Origin of the sequence: Capilliphycus salinus ALCB114379, assembly GCF_047276495.1 — a bacterium.
Taxonomy (GTDB): domain Bacteria; phylum Cyanobacteriota; class Cyanobacteriia; order Cyanobacteriales; family Microcoleaceae; genus Capilliphycus; species Capilliphycus salinus.
Window position 1 is genome coordinate 4,984,483 of record NZ_CP178543.1, and the last position, 18,145, is coordinate 5,002,627.

Annotated in this window: 15 protein-coding genes and 2 tRNA genes; 13 read left to right on the forward strand and 4 right to left on the reverse strand. The window is 42.9% G+C overall.

Annotation, left to right across the window (positions count from 1 at the left end; translation table 11 throughout):
- The first annotated feature begins 80 nt into the window (after positions 1-80).
- The 7 genes from ACL6C3_RS20180 to ACL6C3_RS20210 all read left to right on the forward strand — a co-directional run bounded on the left by ACL6C3_RS20180 (position 81) and on the right by ACL6C3_RS20210 (position 5,038).
- Complete coding sequence (locus ACL6C3_RS20180; RefSeq protein ID WP_413160832.1) at positions 81-605, forward strand: cupredoxin domain-containing protein; 525 nt, start codon at positions 81-83, stop codon at positions 603-605.
- Between the two features lie 6 nt (positions 606-611).
- A complete protein-coding gene (locus ACL6C3_RS20185) occupies positions 612-2,081 on the forward strand; it encodes a multicopper oxidase family protein (RefSeq protein WP_413160833.1) in 1,470 nt (489 codons plus the stop codon).
- 100 nt (positions 2,082-2,181) lie between these two features.
- A complete protein-coding gene (locus ACL6C3_RS20190) occupies positions 2,182-2,724 on the forward strand; it encodes a hypothetical protein (protein WP_413160834.1) in 543 nt (180 codons plus the stop codon).
- A gap of 202 nt (positions 2,725-2,926) precedes the next feature.
- The gene (locus ACL6C3_RS20195; RefSeq protein WP_413160835.1) at positions 2,927-3,958 is read left to right on the forward strand and encodes a C39 family peptidase; all 1,032 of its coding nucleotides are present in this window, start codon (positions 2,927-2,929) and stop codon (positions 3,956-3,958) included.
- 408 nt (positions 3,959-4,366) lie between these two features.
- Positions 4,367-4,804, forward strand: a complete 438-nt coding sequence (locus ACL6C3_RS20200; RefSeq protein ID WP_413160836.1) for a DUF4079 domain-containing protein — start codon at positions 4,367-4,369, stop codon at positions 4,802-4,804.
- 67 nt (positions 4,805-4,871) lie between these two features.
- A tRNA-Tyr gene (locus tag ACL6C3_RS20205) sits at positions 4,872-4,953 on the forward strand.
- A 13-nt stretch (positions 4,954-4,966) separates the two neighbouring features.
- A tRNA-Thr gene (locus tag ACL6C3_RS20210) sits at positions 4,967-5,038 on the forward strand.
- A 9-nt stretch (positions 5,039-5,047) separates the two neighbouring features.
- Here the strand turns inward: ACL6C3_RS20210 and ACL6C3_RS20215 are convergent.
- The 4 genes from ACL6C3_RS20215 to ACL6C3_RS20230 form a co-directional block, all read right to left on the reverse strand.
- On the reverse strand, positions 5,048-6,241 hold the full coding sequence (locus tag ACL6C3_RS20215) for an ATP-binding protein (RefSeq protein WP_413160837.1): 1,194 nt from the start codon (positions 6,239-6,241) through the stop codon (positions 5,048-5,050).
- 170 nt (positions 6,242-6,411) lie between these two features.
- Positions 6,412-6,858, reverse strand: coding sequence for a response regulator (locus tag ACL6C3_RS20220; RefSeq protein ID WP_413160838.1), 447 nt, complete (start codon positions 6,856-6,858; stop codon positions 6,412-6,414).
- A complete protein-coding gene (locus ACL6C3_RS20225; RefSeq protein ID WP_413160839.1) occupies positions 6,812-9,112 on the reverse strand; it encodes an ATP-binding protein in 2,301 nt (766 codons plus the stop codon). Before ACL6C3_RS20225 ends, ACL6C3_RS20220 begins: the two co-directional genes overlap by 47 nt.
- Positions 9,113-9,956: 844 nt before the next feature.
- Positions 9,957-10,202: a hypothetical protein gene (locus tag ACL6C3_RS20230; RefSeq protein WP_413160840.1), complete on the reverse strand. Its 246-nt coding sequence runs from the start codon at positions 10,200-10,202 to the stop codon at positions 9,957-9,959.
- Positions 10,203-10,346: 144 nt separating this feature from the next.
- On the opposite strand from ACL6C3_RS20230, the gene ACL6C3_RS20235 reads away from it, so the two are divergent.
- From ACL6C3_RS20235 to ACL6C3_RS20260, 6 genes are all read left to right on the forward strand, one after another.
- On the forward strand, positions 10,347-11,102 hold the full coding sequence (locus ACL6C3_RS20235) for a hypothetical protein (RefSeq protein WP_413160841.1): 756 nt from the start codon (positions 10,347-10,349) through the stop codon (positions 11,100-11,102).
- Between the two features lie 439 nt (positions 11,103-11,541).
- Positions 11,542-11,853, forward strand: a complete 312-nt coding sequence (locus ACL6C3_RS20240; protein ID WP_413160842.1) for a hypothetical protein — start codon at positions 11,542-11,544, stop codon at positions 11,851-11,853.
- 141 nt (positions 11,854-11,994) lie between these two features.
- Entirely contained in the window at positions 11,995-13,776 is a 1,782-nt protein-coding gene (locus ACL6C3_RS20245; protein ID WP_413160843.1) for a succinate dehydrogenase/fumarate reductase flavoprotein subunit, read from the forward strand.
- Between the two features lie 389 nt (positions 13,777-14,165).
- Positions 14,166-15,185, forward strand: coding sequence for a glycosyltransferase family 2 protein (locus tag ACL6C3_RS20250; protein WP_413160844.1), 1,020 nt, complete (start codon positions 14,166-14,168; stop codon positions 15,183-15,185).
- A 483-nt stretch (positions 15,186-15,668) separates the two neighbouring features.
- Positions 15,669-17,126, forward strand: coding sequence for an NAD(P)/FAD-dependent oxidoreductase (locus tag ACL6C3_RS20255; protein WP_413160845.1), 1,458 nt, complete (start codon positions 15,669-15,671; stop codon positions 17,124-17,126).
- Between the two features lie 94 nt (positions 17,127-17,220).
- Positions 17,221-18,144: a glycosyltransferase gene (locus ACL6C3_RS20260; RefSeq protein ID WP_413160846.1), complete on the forward strand. Its 924-nt coding sequence runs from the start codon at positions 17,221-17,223 to the stop codon at positions 18,142-18,144.
- Position 18,145: the final 1 nt, after the last annotated feature.

Below are 18,145 nucleotides of genomic sequence, written 5' to 3' on the forward strand. Positions count from 1 at the left end.
ATTAATGTTGGGTTTCGTGCCTCAACCCAACCTACGAATAAAGGTTTTGTACCTCAAGCCAACCGACGAATCAAGCCACAATGGAGATTAAAGTTATGCTAAAATATCAGAAAATTGGATTCTATTTCAGTCAGATATTACTCTCGGCAATTGTTGCAACTTCTGTACAGGCTGCGTCCGTTGAATCCCATTCAGAAACATCCGAAAACTTTCGCCAAATTCAACAACCCATTCCCGTAAAAAGGGGAGTGACAGCAGCAGGTTTGGGGTTAATAGGTTTGGAAGTTTGGTGGTTTATGTTCAGCAAACCCAAAGCCAAACAAGCCACCCAAACTAAAGACACCCAAGAACTCGAAATTTTGGTTGATGGCGGATACGAACCCAACAGAATTACCGTAAATTCCGGTCAACCGATTCGTTTACAATTTTACCGCAAAGACCCCAGTCATTGTTTAGATAAAGTCCTGTTTCCTGATTTCAACATCTCGAAAGATTTACCCCTCGATAAAACCACAACCATTGAATTTACCCCAGAAAAACCGGGAGAATATACCTTTAGTTGTGGGATGAATATGGTACGAGGAACATTAGAAGTTCGAGGATAAAATAACATGATCAACCGCAGAAAATTTATCACCTTAAGCGCCTCTACAGCCGGCGGTATTTTATTAACGCAATGTGTTTCTAATTCTATCAAAGCACAGTCGAACAATTATTCGACTCAAAGCAGTGTTGGAAATTTGTTAGATGTGTCTTTAGAAGCACGTTTTGATCGGGTGTCTATAGCCGGACAAAATGCCAAACTGTTAAGTTATAACGGACAAATTCCCGGACCCAGACTGGAAGCAAAACCCGGAGATACGGTCAGAATTAACTTTACCAATAAACTCGCCCAACCGACCAATTTACACTATCACGGTTTGCACATTCCGCCCACAGGAAACGCCGATAATGTATTTTTAAATATCCCACCGGGCGAAAGTTTTACCTATGAATTTACCCTTCCTAAAAATCATCCATCGGGAACCTTTTGGTATCATCCCCATTTACACGGTTTAGTTGCAGAACAACTTTTTGGGGGTTTGGCGGGTTTATTGATAGTTAGGGGTGAACTGGATGAAATTCCCGAAATTCAAGCCGCAGAAGAACAATTTCTTGTCTTAAAAGATTTTGCTTTGAATGGAAATCAAGCCAATTTTCAAGGTCATATGGGGATGATGTTGGGGCGAGAAGGAGAACTTTTAACCGTTAATGGTGAACTCAATCCTAACTTTTCAATTCCTCAAGGCGGGTTGTTGCGTTTAAGAATTTTAAATGCTTCTTCTTCTCGTTTTTATCGCCTAAAATTGGAAGAACATCCCCTTTATTTAATCGCCACAGATGGCGGTGCTATTTCCGAACCCGTCGAACTTTCAGAAGTGTTATTAACTCCCGGTGAACGGGTGGAAATATTGGTTCGAGGAGAACGAGAACCCGGACAATATCGCCTTTTAAATTTACCTTATGATCGCACGGGTGGTATGGGAGGCGGAATGATGGGAGGCGGAATGATGGGAGGCGGAATGATGAGAAATCGAGGAATGATGGGAAATTCTGCTAATACAAATACTCCCCAAACCTTAGCGACTTTAAGCTATAAAAACTCGGTTGAAACTCTACCTTTACCCAAACAATTAATCGCCGTTCCCGAACTTCCCGAACCCCAAGAAACACGCCGTTTAACCCTCAATCACGGGATGGCGCCGGGAATGGGAATGGTGTTTTTAATTAACGGCGAACCCTTTGAGATGGGAAACCCCGATACTGTGGTGAAATTGAATACGGTTGAAGATTGGGAAATTGCCAATACAGACACGATGGATCATCCTTTTCACCTACATATTAATGATTTTCAAGTGATTAGCCGAGATAACAAACCCGAACCCTATCGGGCGTGGAAAGATACAACATTGGTGAAGCGGGGGGAAGTGGTACGCATTCGCATTCCCTTTAAAGATTATCCCGGTAAAACGGTTTATCACTGTCATATTCTCGACCACGAAGATTTAGGAATGATGGCAACGATTGACATGAAAGCTTAAACAGTTTGAAGTTTTGTAATGTTATCTAAATTGTTGATTTTGGAGGTGTTTTCTGTTAAAATAGAAATTAGAAAAACTGGTTGTAAACCAGGAGGGCTGAATGATGAGTTTATATTTCAGTGCTGCAACAATTTTCAGTGCGGCCCTAATTGCACTCAGTCCCATTGATCTATCTGTTGATTCGACCTTCGATATTTCTCAAGCCTCTCCCCCCTGTTGTCAATCTGGTGGATTTTCTCAACAAAATAGAATGGGTAGACCCGGAATGATGCCCGGAAACCTCGGGGGTGGATACGGAAGACACAGAGGAATGATCTTTAACTCCAATGAAGTCGAAACGGTCACGGGAAAAGTGCTTCAAGTTGATACTTGGACGCAGGGAGAATGGCAACGGGGAGGGGTTCATGTTGTCCTCCAAACCGACAATGAAACGATTGATTTACATTTGGGGCCGGCGTGGTATATTGACAATCAAGACATTAGAATCGAGCCGAACGATCAAATTCAAGTAACGGCGACAAGAGTTTCTTCGGCCGATGGACGAGCGGTGATGGTCGCCAGTGAAATCACAAAAGGCAACAAAACAATCACCCTCAGAGATGAAGCAGGTTTCCCCGTTTGGATGCGAGGAAGACAGTTTTAAATTCAGAGGCTATCAAACCGTTAAAGATTTTTAGACAGTTGGCGAATAGAGGTCAACTGTCTGTTATTATATTAAAATTCAATTCTGATTGAATGAAGGGATGTTAAGCCGAGGTCAACCACAAATTAATAACGCTAAAGCCTAACTTCAAGGATATAATAACCGAAAAAGCAAATAACTCTCAACCTGATTTCCATCCCATATGAAACTAGAAGATATTGTCGGATATGATCAACGTTATGATATCACAGCGATCGCCGCAGATGAGGAATTAACTCGTCAAATTCAGACGCTTTTAATTAACTTGGGTTTATTAAATCCCCCAGTGGATGGTAAGTTTGGCCCGTTATCCACCGCAGCATTACATCGGTTTCAAACCTTGATGAACTGCGGGGAACCGGGGTATTTAGGTATAATTACAGCGAAACTCTTAATCGAAAGCAAGCCCGAAAATTTACCGAGTCCCGCTTTGGTGTTGAAAATTACCAAAGAAACCATTCTTAAACTTAGACCCGTTCAATCTAGCGAACTCAACGAATCGGAAAAACAGGGAATGAAAGAAAATCTGTCTTTTTCTCTGATTGCTTTTGAACCGATTCGCAGCCATGTTCGAGTTGCATTTCGGAGTGACTCTTTTCAAGATCAATCGATTTGGTATGTCTTTGAAAAACACGCCGAAATCTACGAAGGAAGTAAGCTCGTTTTTCCGAAAATTCGACCCCAACGAGTCCGATTAGAAAACTTTCCCTACAAACCCCAAACCGATAACTTTTTTAATCCCACAGGCGCTTGTAACGTGACGTCTATGGCGATGTGTTTGACTTATTTTAATACTCCCAGACGCAAAAGTTACGGACAGTTTGAAGACGAACTCTATGAATATGCAATCCAAAGAGGTTACAGTCGATGGAGTCCCTACGATTTAGCAAAAATTGTTAGGGATTATGGCTGTCAAGATTATTTCACCGAAAAAGGAGATATCGAAGATTTAAAAGATTGGTTAGCAGAAGGAAAACCCTGCGTGATTCACGGATATTTTACCGCCTTTGGTCATATTATGCCCGTCGTGGGTTACGATGACTATGGGTTGATTGTTCACGACCCTTATGGAGAATGGTTTTCGACTGGATACCGCACCGATTTAAGCGGCGCTTATTTACGCTATTCCTATGGTTTAATTCGGCGGACTTGTATGCCGGATGGTGATTTTTGGGTGCATTTTATTTCTAAATAAACCCCAAATAATAATCGGGAGGTTTAAACACTTTTTTTTATAAAAAATAGAGTGAAGTAAACCTCTTTAACGGAACTTTGCTGATGAATTGATAACTCCAACTTGATCGAGGGTAAAATTTTTCTCATAAATTTTTTATCGAAATTTAACACACTTGATGAAAAACTAAGCCATTCTAGTAATCAAGTCGAGTTGTTTGATTCATCATGTTGAGTACCCATTCAGCAGCGCCAACGCCAGAGAATATTTATCGCCAGACCCCTGTTACTCCACTTCCGGCTAAATTCTTCTTTCGACAGATCCTTTGCTACACCGGTAATGCTATCTTTGTAGTCATCGCCCTGGCGATCCTTGATTGGTTGTATAATACAACACCCGCATCGCTGACGCTGAAATTAAGGACTTCTAATGAACCTTCCGTCTTTTCTGTGGCTGTGGAAGATTGCTGCTTGGTCAATGGGATTTTCGCTGTTCGCTTACCTGATGCTGGCTATCACGGGGAGTTGGATGTTTTCGACCCGCAAGCAGAAGCAGCCTCGCCCTCAAGGGTTACGAACCGCTCATTTGGCGATCGGTAGTACAATGGTAGCACTGGTTTTGATCCTGTTGGCAATTGGTCTGATTGGCACCATCGGTTATTATGGAAATCTCGGTCATTCAGCCCACTTGCCTGCCGGATTAACCGTTGTCTGTTTGGTCTTGGTTTCCGCTTGGAGTGCGACTCAAATACGCCCCTCAAGACCTTGGGCGCGACCGCTTCATATTGGTACCAATGTCGCTCTGTTCTTCGCCTTTGGTGTCGTTTCTCTGACGGGTTGGACGGTTGTACAAAAATACCTACCTTAAAAATTTTTTCGCAAACCCCTTGCGCTTTCCAAAAACATCTGCTACATTAGTTAATTGTTGAATAAATGGGTCGATGCCCGAGTGGTTAATGGGGGCGGACTGTAAATCCGCTGGCTACGCCTACGCTGGTTCAAATCCAGCTCGGCCCACCTCCAAATCAACGCCCGTGTGGCTCAGTGGTAGAGCACACCCTTGGTAAGGGTGAGGTCACGAGTTCAATCCTCGTCACGGGCTTTTTACCGTTCAATCTTTGGCAAGATGATCAGCAAAGTCAGAATAAATCAAAGGTAATTTCACGGAAAAAGTCGTACCAACGCCGGCTTCACTTTCGACAGAAATCTCACCGCCATGAGCTTCTACACAGCGCTTAACAATCGCCAACCCCAAGCCGGTACCGGAGATTTTACCGACATTAGTCGCGCGATGAAAAGCCTGAAATAATTTAACTAAATCATTGGTTGGAATTCCAATACCGGAATCGATGAGATTAAAAAGAGCAAAACGGTCTTGAGCAATAACTTCTAAACAAATCAGACCGCCTTCAGGAGAATATTTAATCGCATTGGAGAATAAATTCATAAAGATGTGTCGTAACAGGCTTTCATCCCATAAAGTGCCTGTAAATTCCCCTTGAATATTCAACTCAATTTGATGTTGAGAAGTGGCTTCGAGTCGGGCTTCTTCAACCAATTGTTGACAAAAAGATTTAATATCCAAAGGTGTCGGTAAACACTCCAACCGATCAACATCGGCCCGGCCGACTAAAATCACTTCATCTAACAATTGTACCAAATTTTTTCCCGCAGAACGAATGCGTTGAAAAATGGAGCGTTTTTGTTCTTTGGTTAAATTTTGTTCCCAATCTCGGAGTAATTCTGTTGATAATAAAATCGTACTTAAAGGGTTGCGAAAGTCGTGAGACATCATCGAAACAAATTCGGATGTCATTTGATGCTGTTCTTTGGCTTTAACCAACTCGACCGTTTGTTCTTTAACTTGATGAGATAAAGCCTGATTAACCTCCCGCAAAGACTCCATTGCTTGTTTGCGTTCAATCGCATAACGCAGAGAACGAACCAACGTTTCCACACTAACCTGTCGTTTAACCAAATAATCCTGCGCCCCCCGTCGCACGGCTTCGAGGGCGAGTTCATCATCGTTGGTATTGGTCAAAACGACAATCGGAACCCGAGGAGCGCATTGGAGGAGGGGCTGAAGCGAGTTGAGTCCTTCACTATCAGGTAAAGTTAAATCGAGTAAAATAGCATCATAGGAAAATGTTTGTTGGTCGGTGAGTAAACCGATGGCTTCGGTGAGTCGTTTGACATGAACCAAATTAAAGGAATTGAACTGAAAACCTTTGAGCAATTCTTGCAGCAAGCGGGCTTCAGCCAAACTATCTTCAATCAACAGAATATTTACCGAACTTGCAAGCATAATTTTTTTGCTCTTTCCTCATGCTGCTCCAAAAAACGAATAGAATAAGTCATCAATTCAGGCTGTAAAATAGACATTGTACTACTGCTTGGGTGCCGTGCAGAAAAAAACAGGAAAAGTAGAATTTGGGTTGGTGTTCCCTCCGGATGTTTGGCTTGATTTAAAATCCCCTATTCGGTCGGAAGCGTGGCAATTTTCAACCAAAATTCCTCAATCCCCTTAACAATCTCAAACAACTGAGTCAAGTTGCGAGATTTGGTGATGTAACAGTTGACGTGTAAGTTGTAACTTTGGGAAATATCATCATCATTTTTAGAGGTCGTTAAAACGACGACGGGAATCCGTTTTAAATCCGGGTCAGCTTTAATTTCGGCCAACACTTCCCGTCCGTCTTTGCGAGGCAAATTCAAATCTAGCAAAATTAAATCCGGTCGGGGAGCTTCACTATACTCCCCTTCCCGGTGCAGATAAGACATCGCATCCATCCCGTTTCGGACCGTCACCACTTCGTGAGCAACGGTACTGCGTTTTAGGGCTTCTTGAATCAAGCGAATGTCGCCTCGATTATCCTCAACTAAAAATATGATTTTGGGTCTTTCCTGCGCTTCGCCGCTCACGCGCTTGTCCTCCCACTGGAATCGTAAAGTAGAATGTTGCACCTTGACCGAGTTCGGACTCAACCCAAATTCGACCCCGATGACATTCAACAATTTTTTTACAAATTGCTAAACCCATCCCGGTACCGGCATATTCATCGCGGGTGTGCAAGCGTTGAAAGATCACAAAAATCCGTTCTGCAAATTGAGGGTCGATACCAATCCCATTATCTTTGACTGAAAACAGCCAAGCATCTTCGAGCCGGTGCGCTCCGATATAGATTTCGGGGGGCGCCGAACTGCGGAATTTGATGGCGTTGCCGATCAGATTTTGGAACAACTGCATTAACTGGGTGCTATCGGCCATCACCGTTGGCATGGGTTCGGAGGTAATGATAGCACGGGTTTCGCTGACCCGGCCTCGCAGGTTGCTTAAAGCGCGTTCGAGGGCGGTGCCGACGGAGGTGAGTTCAAATTCAACCCCCTGAATATCGACTTTGGAGTAGGCTAAAACATCGTCGATGAGGGTTTGCATCAAACTGACGCCTTGGACGGCAAAATCGATGAATTCTTTGGCGTCTTCGTCGAGTTCTTCTTCGTAGCGCATCTCCAACAATTGAACGTAGTTCGCCACTTGGTTGAGCGGTTCTTGGAGGTCGTGAGAGGCGACGTAGGCAAATTTTTTCAATTCGGCGTTAGAGCGTTCGAGGTCGTGGGCGAGTTGGGCGAGTTCATCGGCTTGACGCAGGACGATGTTAATAATCGCTTTTCGCAGTTCTAAAGCGGCGTTAATTTCAACGTGTTTCCAGGGTAAAGATTTGAGTTTAACGGTTTCTTTCCACAGTTCAAAGGATTTCCGGGGCGATAACTGTAAAACGCCTTCTGACTGGGTGGCTTCGATGGCTTTTGAGGGATCTCCTCCCCAGTTGACGGTTTGGATGACTTCGGGGCGGAACCACAACACATAATTTCGCTCGGAAATGCTGATGGCGAGTAAACCGCTGGCGACTTCTTTATAGCGTTCGGCGTCGGAATAAATTCGGGGTAAAGAGTTGGTTGAAAAGACTTCTTTTTCGCTGTTTTTCTTCAGCCATTGCAGCAAAAAGTTGAGGTCTTCTTCTTTGGGGGTCGGGCCGACAGTTGTCCACTGTCCGCCAAAATAAATGGCTGCGCTTTGAGCGTTGGTGAGGTCGAGAAGATTGGGTTGATGGCGAATTAAACCTTCGATAAAGTTTTCTTCGGCAGACATGAAATCAATTAATGCTGACCGAATATAGGTCAGTTTCATCCGATAATCATAGTCTTCGGTTTCTTCGCGTGAGGAGAGTTCGGAGAAGATGACTCGCCCTAAAAATTCGCAGGCTTTCCGCAGTTCGTAGGAGACAAATTTCTCGGTTCGGTGATGACAGGCAATTAATCCCCACAGTTTTCCGTCTTTAATTAGGGAGATGGTTAAGGAGGCGCCGACTCCCATATTTTTGAGATATTGTAAATGGCAGGAAGATGCGCTTCGCAGGGTGGAATGGGTCAGATCTAACGGGCGTTCGACAACGGGGTTTTCGTAGGGGAATAAGGCGACGGCTTGGGCGTTGGCGTCGGGGATAATTCTAATCCAATTAGAACTTAATAATTTCCGGGCGGGTTTGGGAATATCGGACTCGGGATAGTGCAGCCCCAAATAGGGTTCTAATTCCTCTATTTTTTCTTCGGCGACCACCACTCCATGCCCTTCTTCGTCAAATTTGTAAAGCATGACGCGATCAAATCCCGTGACTTTTCGCACTTCCTGGACGATGATTTGACAAAAATCATGCAAACTGGCGGTTTCTTCCAGTTGGTTAATTGACATTCGCGCCAGGTGATAAAAGCTCAAAAAGGGAATGTTTTCTTGGGAGGTGGCCGGTTCTAATTCGAGAATGAGAAATCCATCGGGATTGCGATGAAAGACTCCATCAAATACGACATAATCATCGCCTTTGATTCTCATCCAGATTTTCGTCGGGTTGATATAATCTAGGGTTTCTTGGGATAATCCGGTTTGAATCCGTTCGATTTGAAAGGGGTCGAGGAGATCGTCTAAGGTTTTTTCGAGCATCTGTTCGGGGGAAATTCCGAACACAGAGCGGGTATTTGTACTGACTTGTAAGATGTTTAGACTGGGTTCTTCTAACACCAACAGCACGCCGTGAGGCTGAACTTGACCCGAGATTTGGATCGGTTCTTGATCCAAACGGATGAGATTCCGGGTTTTGAGTTCTACATCGATATCTTTCATAATTTTTCAACCGCATCAACGAAGGACGGGGGATCAAATGTTGAACTTTAATTATATATTTTTTAAATTTTAAGGTCTGTTAATTTCGGAATTTATTGGCGGGTCGATCCGCATAATTACTCAACAATTAGAGAAGTTTTCAAATTTTAATCGGCGGTAAGGTTGTTGTTCTCGAAAAGGGCTTGGGGTTGAATGTTTGCTTATTCTCTAACTGTTTATGAGTATATCACAATCGGGGATTTTCTTGGGAAGGTCAACTCTTGAGAAAGTCTTAAAAAAGGAAAGTTTAAGCTAAAACTGAGATAAATTAAGCGATGTTAATTATCATAAATTTTTTTGATAAAACTTTACAGTGGGGTGGGAAAGTTGAACAAGCGCGATCGCTTCGGGAAAACCGAAATAAAAAAAGGAGCAGACAGCAACAGAAGGGGTTATCAATGGATAATTGACAATTGATAATTGAGCATTAATTAATGAGGTTGAAGACCTCTCCTGATCAATGGATAATGGATGATGGATAATGGATAATTAATTAATCAGGTTGAAGACCTCTCCTGATCAATGGATAATGGATAATTAATTAATCAGGTTGAAGACCTCTCCTGATCAATGGATAATGGATAATGGATAATGGATAATTAATTAATCAGGTTGAAGACCTCGACTTTCAAGGAGAAAAAAGAAAAATTATTTCCTCTGTATCAATCATCTTCATTTAGATCGAGGTCATTATCCATTATTAATTATCCATTATCCATTATTACTTATCCATTATCCATTATTAATTATCAATTATTGAATTCGGGTGAATACTGCTGACTGTCTACCGCCAAGGGTGAAGCGGTTAAGATTGCTTGTTAAGTCGCTTAGAAATTTGGCTGATAATCCCACTTAAAATTGCTCCCCCCATTAAAATCCCCAAAGCCGGAGTAAAAACAGGTTCCCAGAGCTTGTACCACAAATCTAAACCCAAAGACAGATCGAGAGAACGACCGACAACGGCAACAACCAACCAAAAAAAACTAAATAAAACCAGAAAAACATCAAAGACTAATAAACGATTTAACCAAGTGAGAAATAAATCTTTCATCGGGCTTAAATTGACCTAATTTTGATTAAAGTTCGGAAAGTTTTAGGATTATTTTACCATCGTTTGAAAAAATAAGTTAAAGATCTCCGTAATTGGGGTTAAAATTTTGAAGATAATTCCTGTGCGTACAACAGAGGAACATCTATGAAACTTCCGCCTACTTGGGCTATCCCGGAGTCAATTCGCGATCGCCTCGGCCAAAAGAGTGCAGGAAAACAACGGGCGATGGTGAGTAGCGGTCATTTACTGTTAATTCTCCACAAAGCCCCCCAACCGGGTAGCCGGGAACGAGAGGCGGTTTTCTTCTGGCGGCGTCCTGATGGTCGTTGGGAAGCCAGTCACGGCGGAATCGGTTTTAAACTGTTAATTCAACATATCAAAGCCTACAGTTTAGCCGAAAAAAATTTAACAGATCAATACTTTAAAGCCCAAAGTTCTGAAGATTATTTTCACATCTTAGAAAATATAACTCCGTTGCATTTGGCAACCCAAAACTTACACGCCACCTTACAATCTGCCCGAGAAGCGATTCCGAACGATAGAGATTTAATTGATTTACGAGATGCGGCTTACGATACCGAACGAACCCTTGATTTACTCTACCAAAACACAAAAAATGCCCTGGAGTTTTCGATGGCAAAACAATCAGAAGAACAGGCAAAACTAAGCTTAGAATCCGTCCGTTCAGCCCACCGACTGAATTTATTAGCGGCAATTTGCTTCCCTTTAACCGCAATTTCCTGTGTATTTGGGATGAACTTACCGAGCGGACTCGAAACCCAATCGCCGGTTTTATTTTGGATGGTATTTTTTGGCGGTATTTTTATGGGCTTTCAGGTGAGAAACTGGGTGTTAACGGGTCGTTTATCCACCACAAAGGAGGAGAAAAAAATCTCCTAAACGGTTGAGTTCGGTTGCCGGAGAAAAGGAAAGTTATCGAGAATCAACTGAATTTTAAATTGTTCAAGATCGGGGGTTTGACCGTCTCCTAAAACCGATTCAACGGCGATCGCCAATTCTCAATTTTATTGGCATCTTGTATAAAATGTAACTTAATATTTGCAAATCCGAGTATTTTTACTCTGATTTTCTGTAAAGTTTAGTAACAAGTCTTATTAAAATGTTTAGAATTTGCCCCAAATCCGGTAATCGCTTTAACCTTAAGATTTAAAGCAATGTTCTGAAAAAATCCCGTAGAACTCCTTAGCTTTCTAAGGAGCAAAGTCTTGAAAGGAGTCCGCTCCCCAAAGCGAAAACTGGAGAGACAACAAAAAAACTAACTTGCCCAAACTCCCCATTCCCAACTCGGGGGGGAAAGAATCCTAACAAGGAGGTTCTAATGAATAACCTGCAAAAATATCGTTTCCGTTGCACCCTTGGCTTTGGTGATATTTACGGTCAAATAATGATTTGGTTGATTGTCATCTTTATCACCCTCGCTTCTGCTTTAGCCTTGTGGAGTAGCTCTCGCCAAATCTACGCCTTAGCAACAGTCGGTTTAATTGTGGTACTGTCTTTACCGTTCCTGCTGTTTGCGTTTGTGACCACTCTCCTCAATCATATTGAAATGGAGCCTATGGACTCCACAGAGGAAGAACTCTCCAACGCTCAAGATATCATCACGTCAAGACCGGCCGAAGCAGCAGGCTAGACTCAAGCATCAGTTGAGGATAATTCATCTCTAACTGCCAATCTATTTTCTTTCTTAAGACTTCCCTGTTTTTGGATGGGGAAGTTTTTCTGTGAGTCAACATAGAAGAACGAGGAGAATTCTATTAACGATTCGTCAACTATGTTAGAACATGATGTCATAATTGTCGGTGGCGGTTTGGCCGGAAGTCGCGCTGCGGTGGAAATCGCCCGGACAAACCCCAGTCTCAACGTTGCGGTGGTTGCCAAAACCCATCCCATTCGTTCCCACTCGGTGGCGGCGCAGGGGGGAATTGCGGCCAGCCTGAAAAACGTTGATTCTGCCGACAGTTGGGAAGCCCACGCTTTCGATACGGTCAAAGGTTCGGACTACCTCGCCGACCAAGACGCCGTGGAAATTCTCGCCCAAGAAGCCCCGGACGTGATTATCGACCTCGAACACATGGGGGTGCTGTTTTCTCGCCTAGAAAACGGTCGCATCGCTCAACGGGCTTTCGGCGGTCACACCCACAATAGAACCTGCTACGCGGCCGATAAAACCGGTCACGCCATTCTACACGAACTGGTCAATAATTTACGCCGCTACGGGGTGAAAATCTACGATGAATGGTATGTCATGCGTCTGATTTTAGAAGACGCCCAAGCCAAAGGCTTGGTGATGTACAACATCGAAAATGGCGAAGTTGTCGTAGTTCGCGCCAAGGCGGTGATGTTTGCGACAGGCGGTTACGGACGGGTGTTTAACACCACGTCTAATGATTATGCTTCCACCGGCGACGGGTTGGCGATGTCGGCTTTGGCGGGGGTGCCGTTGCAAGATATGGAATTTGTCCAGTTCCATCCGACGGGGTTGTATCCGGTTGGGGTGTTAATTTCCGAAGCGGTTCGGGGCGAAGGCGCCTATTTAATTAACAGCGAAGGGGAACGGTTTATGGCGCATTATGCCCCCAGTAAGATGGAGTTGGCGCCGCGTGATATTACTTCGCGAGCGATTACTTTGGAAATTCGGGCCGGACGGGGCGTTCATCCCGATGGCAGCGCCGGCGGGCCGTTTGTCTATCTGGACTTGCGACACATGGGACGGGAAAAAATTATGAGTCGCATTCCCTTTTGTTGGGAGGAGGCTCACCGACTGGTGGGGGTGGATGCGGTTTATCAACCCATGCCTGTCCGTCCGACGGTTCATTACTCAATGGGGGGAATTCCCACAAATACCGATGGTCAGGTGATTATTGGGCCGGGGTTGCCTGTTGATTATAAGTTTGACCCCAAAGACAGGGCTGTTAATCCTCGTAATAATTTAGTTGATGGGTTTTTTGCGGCCGGTGAAGCGGCTTGTGTGTCGGTTCACGGGGCGAACCGTTTGGGGAGTAATTCGTTGCTTGAATGTGTGGTTTATGGAAAGCGAACCGGGGCGGCAATTGCTCGATTTGTTGAGGGTCGGAAGTTACCGGATATTGATGAAAAACGTTATCTTCAAGATGCGAAAGAACAAATTAAAGCGCTGTTAGACCGACGGGGCGGTTATCGCATTGGGCAAATTCGTCAGGAATTTCAAGATACTTTGACTGCCCATTGTGGGGTGTTCCGCACTCAAGAAATTATGCAAGAGGGTTTAGTTAAAATTCAGGAATTGCAGGAGAAATATCAACAGATTTATCTCGATGACCAGGATAATGTTTGGAATACGGAGATTATTGAGGCGTTGGAATTGCGGAGTTTGATGATTGTCGGTCAGATGATTTTGACTTCGGCTTTAAATCGTTTGGAAAGTCGGGGGGCGCACTGTCGGGAGGATTATCCTAAGCGGGATGATACCAATTTTCTGAAGCATACGTTGGCTTATTATTCGCCTGCTGGAATTGATTTGTCTTATCGTCCAGTTGCGATTACTCGGTTTGAACCGCAAGAACGGAAGTATTAGTTTTGGATGAAAAACCCGGTTTCTCGAAGAAACCGGGTTTTTGGGATGTAGCCAGGGGAATTTTAGATTTTGGTTCTCCGCCGGTCAAACCCTTTATTGATGATTATTGATCAGCTTGATTGCAGTCGAACTTGAGAATGGATTCCGTTTCCAAAACTGATCGATTCCATCAAGTTTTATTGGAGTAAAGAGTCTCTTTTCTTGAACAAAAGTGATAACTTATACACAAAATGAGTATAAAAAGTTTAGCTTTACAGAAGCTTGATAAACCCATCTATTATTTTACAAAACCTTTACAGTCGAATCTATCGAAAGATAGATTTTTTTGAGATATGTGTTTAAGATGATAGAAGTGAAAACGAAGCCGAACATCGCTGTCGAAGGAATTTATGGTTAAAAATTCGACCGTAGAATCGCTAACGATTTCAATCGTTATTCCGGTATACAATGGCGGAGAAAAATTTAAGCGATGTCTTCAAAGTTTGACCAAAACTTCTCTAAATCCAGATGAAGTTATTGTTGTCGCTGATGGAGATACCGACGGTTCTTGGCTGCTCGCCAAGGACTTCGGAGCAAAAGTTATTAGACTACCCAAATCCGGAGGTCCGGCGAGAGCGAGGAATCTGGGAGCTAAGGCCGCCAAAGGTGATATTCTGTTCTTTATAGATGCAGATGTCGAAGTTTATCCAGATACAATCGAAAAGGTTGTGACTGTCTTTAGAAATGAGCCGAATTTATCTGCTCTAATTGGTTCCTATGATGATGCTCCCGGAGCGGATAACTTTCTCTCCCAATACAGAAACTTATTTCATCACTATACTCACCAAACCAGTCAAGAAGAAGCATCCACATTTTGGGGAGCTTGCGGCGCCGTTCGTCGAGAGGTCTTTTTAAATGTGGGAGGTTTTGACGAAAAATATCGTCTCCCTTGCATTGAAGATATTGAACTGGGTTATCGGCTGAAAAAAGCAGGTTATCAGATTGGCTTGCGGAAAAATATTTTTGTGAAACATCTCAAAGAATGGCGTCCGATTTCGATGCTCAAAGCTGACTTTTTTTATCGAGCATTGCCTTGGACCGCTTTAATTTTACGCGATCGCCAATTAAATAATGACTTAAATCTGCAATATTCCAGTCGATTGAGTGTCCTATTGGTGTATGCTAAGATCGGAGCGTTAATGGCGGCTCCTTGGTTGTCTCAAACGTCCATCATTGCCTGTATATTTGCCCTGGCTTTTTTAGCTTTGAATGCACCGGTTTACCAGTTCTTTCACAATAAGCGAGGCTTACTTTTTGCCCTGCGATCGATACCTTGGCACTGGCTATACTATTTCTACAGTGGGTTAGCGTTTGCTATTGGTTTTGTTCGTCATTGGTTGCAAGTCAAACTCACTTATCGCCAAGCATAAAGTCGTGAAATACGACCTTTTTTTTGAGATCGACTCGGCAGCTTTTAAAACCCGCTCAAGACAATTTCACTGCATACAATTTGTTTTGTGATTATTCAGCGGCTTTTAAAACTTGTTCAAGCACGATTAAACTACATTGAAGCGTTCGATCCTTCCTCTCGATATTTGGAATCGAGTTGGATTGATGATTGTAGAGGGGGTTAGTCTTTACAATTGGTGAATTGGGCTAGGAGTTGATAGGGAAAGGGAATAATCGCATTTTTTCAATCCATTTGTCTAAATTTTTTTGGTGTTTGTGCGAAATTCTGTCTTGATAATTCTATATAATTGCAGAGTTCTCCTAAAACTCCGAAAAACACCATCTATTAAATTTTGAACTCAATTGACTTGAGCAGGATTTAAACTGTTCAGATGTTCAGGATTTTTCGCTCACATATCTTTCTGATCTCAAGTCCTGCAAAATTACGTCATCAGAGGTTACAAATGCTACATCACCCCGTTATCATCATCGGAGCCGGCCCTGCTGGTTTAACTGCCGCTTATGAACTGACCAAGCGTGGAGTACATCCTCACGTTTTGGAAGCAGCAAGTCAAGTCGGAGGAATCTCTAGAACTGAGGTGTATAAAGGATATCGTTTCGATATTGGCGGTCATCGCTTTTTTACGAAGGTTGATATTGTCAATCAATTATGGCAGGAAGTTCTCGGAGATGAATTCATTCAAGTTCCTCGACTTTCTCGCATTTATTACCAAAACAAGTTTTATGACTATCCGCTGTCAATTGCTAACACAGTTTTAAATTTGGGTGTGATTGAAAGCTTTTTGATTTTGTTGAGCTATTTGAAAGCCAAAGTCAAAGGGAAGTTAGAACCGGATTTTGAGCCAGAAACGTTTGAAGAATGGGTTACAAATGGTTTTGGAAGTCGGCTTTATAGGACTTTTTTCAAAACTTATACCGAAAAAGTTTGGGGGATTCCCTGCAATAAAATCGAGGCAGAATGGGCGGCTCAACGGATCAAAGGCTTATCTTTGAAAAAAGCGGTGATCAATGCTTTATTTGGCAGTAACGACACCAAAACTTTAATCAAAAAATTTGATTATCCCATTTACGGGCCGGGAATGATGTGGGAACGTTTCCAGCAAAAAGTTAACGAACAAGGCGGCAAAGTTTCCCTGGATACTCCGGTTGTTAGTCTGAAACGAGACGGTTATCATATCACCGAAATTATCGCTTATCAAGACGGTAAAGAGACCACAATAACAGGTGATAATTTTATTTCCAGTATGCCCGTTACTGCACTGGTGAACCGACTCGATCCTTTACCGCCCGATGAAGTTTTAGAAGCGGCAAAATCTCTATCTTATCGAGACTTTTTGATTGTTGCTTTGATTATTGACGACCCGGATCTGTTTCCCGATAACTGGATTTATATTCACAGTCCTGAAGTTAAAGTCGGTCGGATTCAAAACTTTAAAAACTGGAGTCCGGCGATGGTTCCAGACCAAACTAAAACCTGTTTGGGTTTAGAATATTTCTGTACAAAAGGGGATGATATCTGGAATTTATCCGACACCGAACTGTTAGATTTAGCAACTCAAGAGATCGAAAAATTGGGTTTGGCGAAAGCGAGCAAAGTGGAGGATGGAACGATTCTTCGTCAGCCGAAAGCTTACCCGGTTTATGACCGAGACTATCGCCGTCATTTACAAGTTATTCAGGATTATTTATCCCAGTTTGATAACTTACAAACCATTGGCCGTAACGGAATGCACCGCTACAATAATCAAGATCATTCCATGTTAACCGGAGTGTTGGCGGCTCAAAATTTACTGGGCGACAATCACGACCTTTGGAATGTTAATACCGAGCGTTCCTATCACGAAGAATTTACAAAAGAGGAGTGGAAAGAACGCCAAAAACCCGAGTTAGTAATGAAGTAAAATTTGGGGAGTTAATAGGGAAGTTCACAAAACCCTATTAACTCTTTATCTGTTCGCTTTCTCCGGTCAAAGCCATAGCTAAAATTTCCTGAAAATGGAACACTCATCTGCGCCTTTTGTTTCGGTAATTGTTCCAGTTTATAATGATGCGGAACGCTTAAAACACTGTTTAAATGCACTGGATCGTCAGACCTATCCGCAAAACTCTTATGAAGTGATTGTGGTCGATAATGGTTCCGATCCGGCTGAAAACATTGATTCGGTTGTCGGTGGGTTTCGTCAAGCGTTTTGTATTTATGAAAGCGCTCCGGGTTCCTATGCGGCTCGAAATCGCGGAATCTCTATCGCCAAAGGGGAAATTATTGCTTTCACCGATGCGGATTGTATTCCGGCTTTCGATTGGCTAGAACAAGGAGTAACACGTTTACAAAAGGTTCCCAATTGTGGTTTAGTTGTGGGAAAAATAGAGCTTTTCTTTCAAAATCCCGATAAAATTACGTCTGTAGAACTCTATGAAAGTATCACCGCTTTTCCCCAAAAGGAACTTTTAGAAAAATATCAATATGGCGCCGGAGCGAATTTATTCACTTGGAAAAAAGTTATAGAAAAGGTTGGTGTTTTTGATGCAACATTGAAATCAAGCGGGGATGTCGAATGGTGTCGGCGAATTTTTGAGAGCGGTTATCTGCAAGTTTATGCCGAGAAAAGTTGTGTTCAACATCCCGCCAGAACCTCTTGGCGAGAATTGTATAAAAGAACAATTCGGCTCGTCGGAGGAATTTATGATTTACAGCAGAAGAAAAAGGGTAAAAACGCTTTAAAAGATGTTGTTTTTCTTTCGCTTTTGCTGAAAAATTTGGTTCCTCCTGTAAATTTTGTAATTAATACATTTCTAGATGAACGCTTGACCAGTTTTAAACATAAATGTCAGGTTTCTCTAGCAATGTTTTTTGTGCGATATGTCAGCGCTTGGGAAGTTCTCAGGCTGAGATTTGGTGGATTATCTGCCCGAGAGTAGT

Coding starts and splice junctions, on each gene's coding strand:
- ACL6C3_RS20180 (WP_413160832.1), top strand. CDS start 81: ATGGAGATTAAAGTTATGCTAAAATATCAGAAAATTGGATTCTATTTC.
- ACL6C3_RS20185 (WP_413160833.1), top strand. CDS start 612: ATGATCAACCGCAGAAAATTTATCACCTTAAGCGCCTCTACAGCCGGC.
- ACL6C3_RS20190 (WP_413160834.1), top strand. CDS start 2,182: ATGATGAGTTTATATTTCAGTGCTGCAACAATTTTCAGTGCGGCCCTA.
- ACL6C3_RS20195 (WP_413160835.1), top strand. CDS start 2,927: ATGAAACTAGAAGATATTGTCGGATATGATCAACGTTATGATATCACA.
- ACL6C3_RS20200 (WP_413160836.1), top strand. CDS start 4,367: ATGAACCTTCCGTCTTTTCTGTGGCTGTGGAAGATTGCTGCTTGGTCA.
- ACL6C3_RS20215 (WP_413160837.1), bottom strand. CDS start 6,241: ATGCTTGCAAGTTCGGTAAATATTCTGTTGATTGAAGATAGTTTGGCT.
- ACL6C3_RS20225 (WP_413160839.1), bottom strand. CDS start 9,112: ATGAAAGATATCGATGTAGAACTCAAAACCCGGAATCTCATCCGTTTG.
- ACL6C3_RS20230 (WP_413160840.1), bottom strand. CDS start 10,202: ATGAAAGATTTATTTCTCACTTGGTTAAATCGTTTATTAGTCTTTGAT.
- ACL6C3_RS20235 (WP_413160841.1), top strand. CDS start 10,347: ATGAAACTTCCGCCTACTTGGGCTATCCCGGAGTCAATTCGCGATCGC.
- ACL6C3_RS20240 (WP_413160842.1), top strand. CDS start 11,542: ATGAATAACCTGCAAAAATATCGTTTCCGTTGCACCCTTGGCTTTGGT.
- ACL6C3_RS20245 (WP_413160843.1), top strand. CDS start 11,995: ATGTTAGAACATGATGTCATAATTGTCGGTGGCGGTTTGGCCGGAAGT.
- ACL6C3_RS20250 (WP_413160844.1), top strand. CDS start 14,166: ATGGTTAAAAATTCGACCGTAGAATCGCTAACGATTTCAATCGTTATT.
- ACL6C3_RS20255 (WP_413160845.1), top strand. CDS start 15,669: ATGCTACATCACCCCGTTATCATCATCGGAGCCGGCCCTGCTGGTTTA.
- ACL6C3_RS20260 (WP_413160846.1), top strand. CDS start 17,221: ATGGAACACTCATCTGCGCCTTTTGTTTCGGTAATTGTTCCAGTTTAT.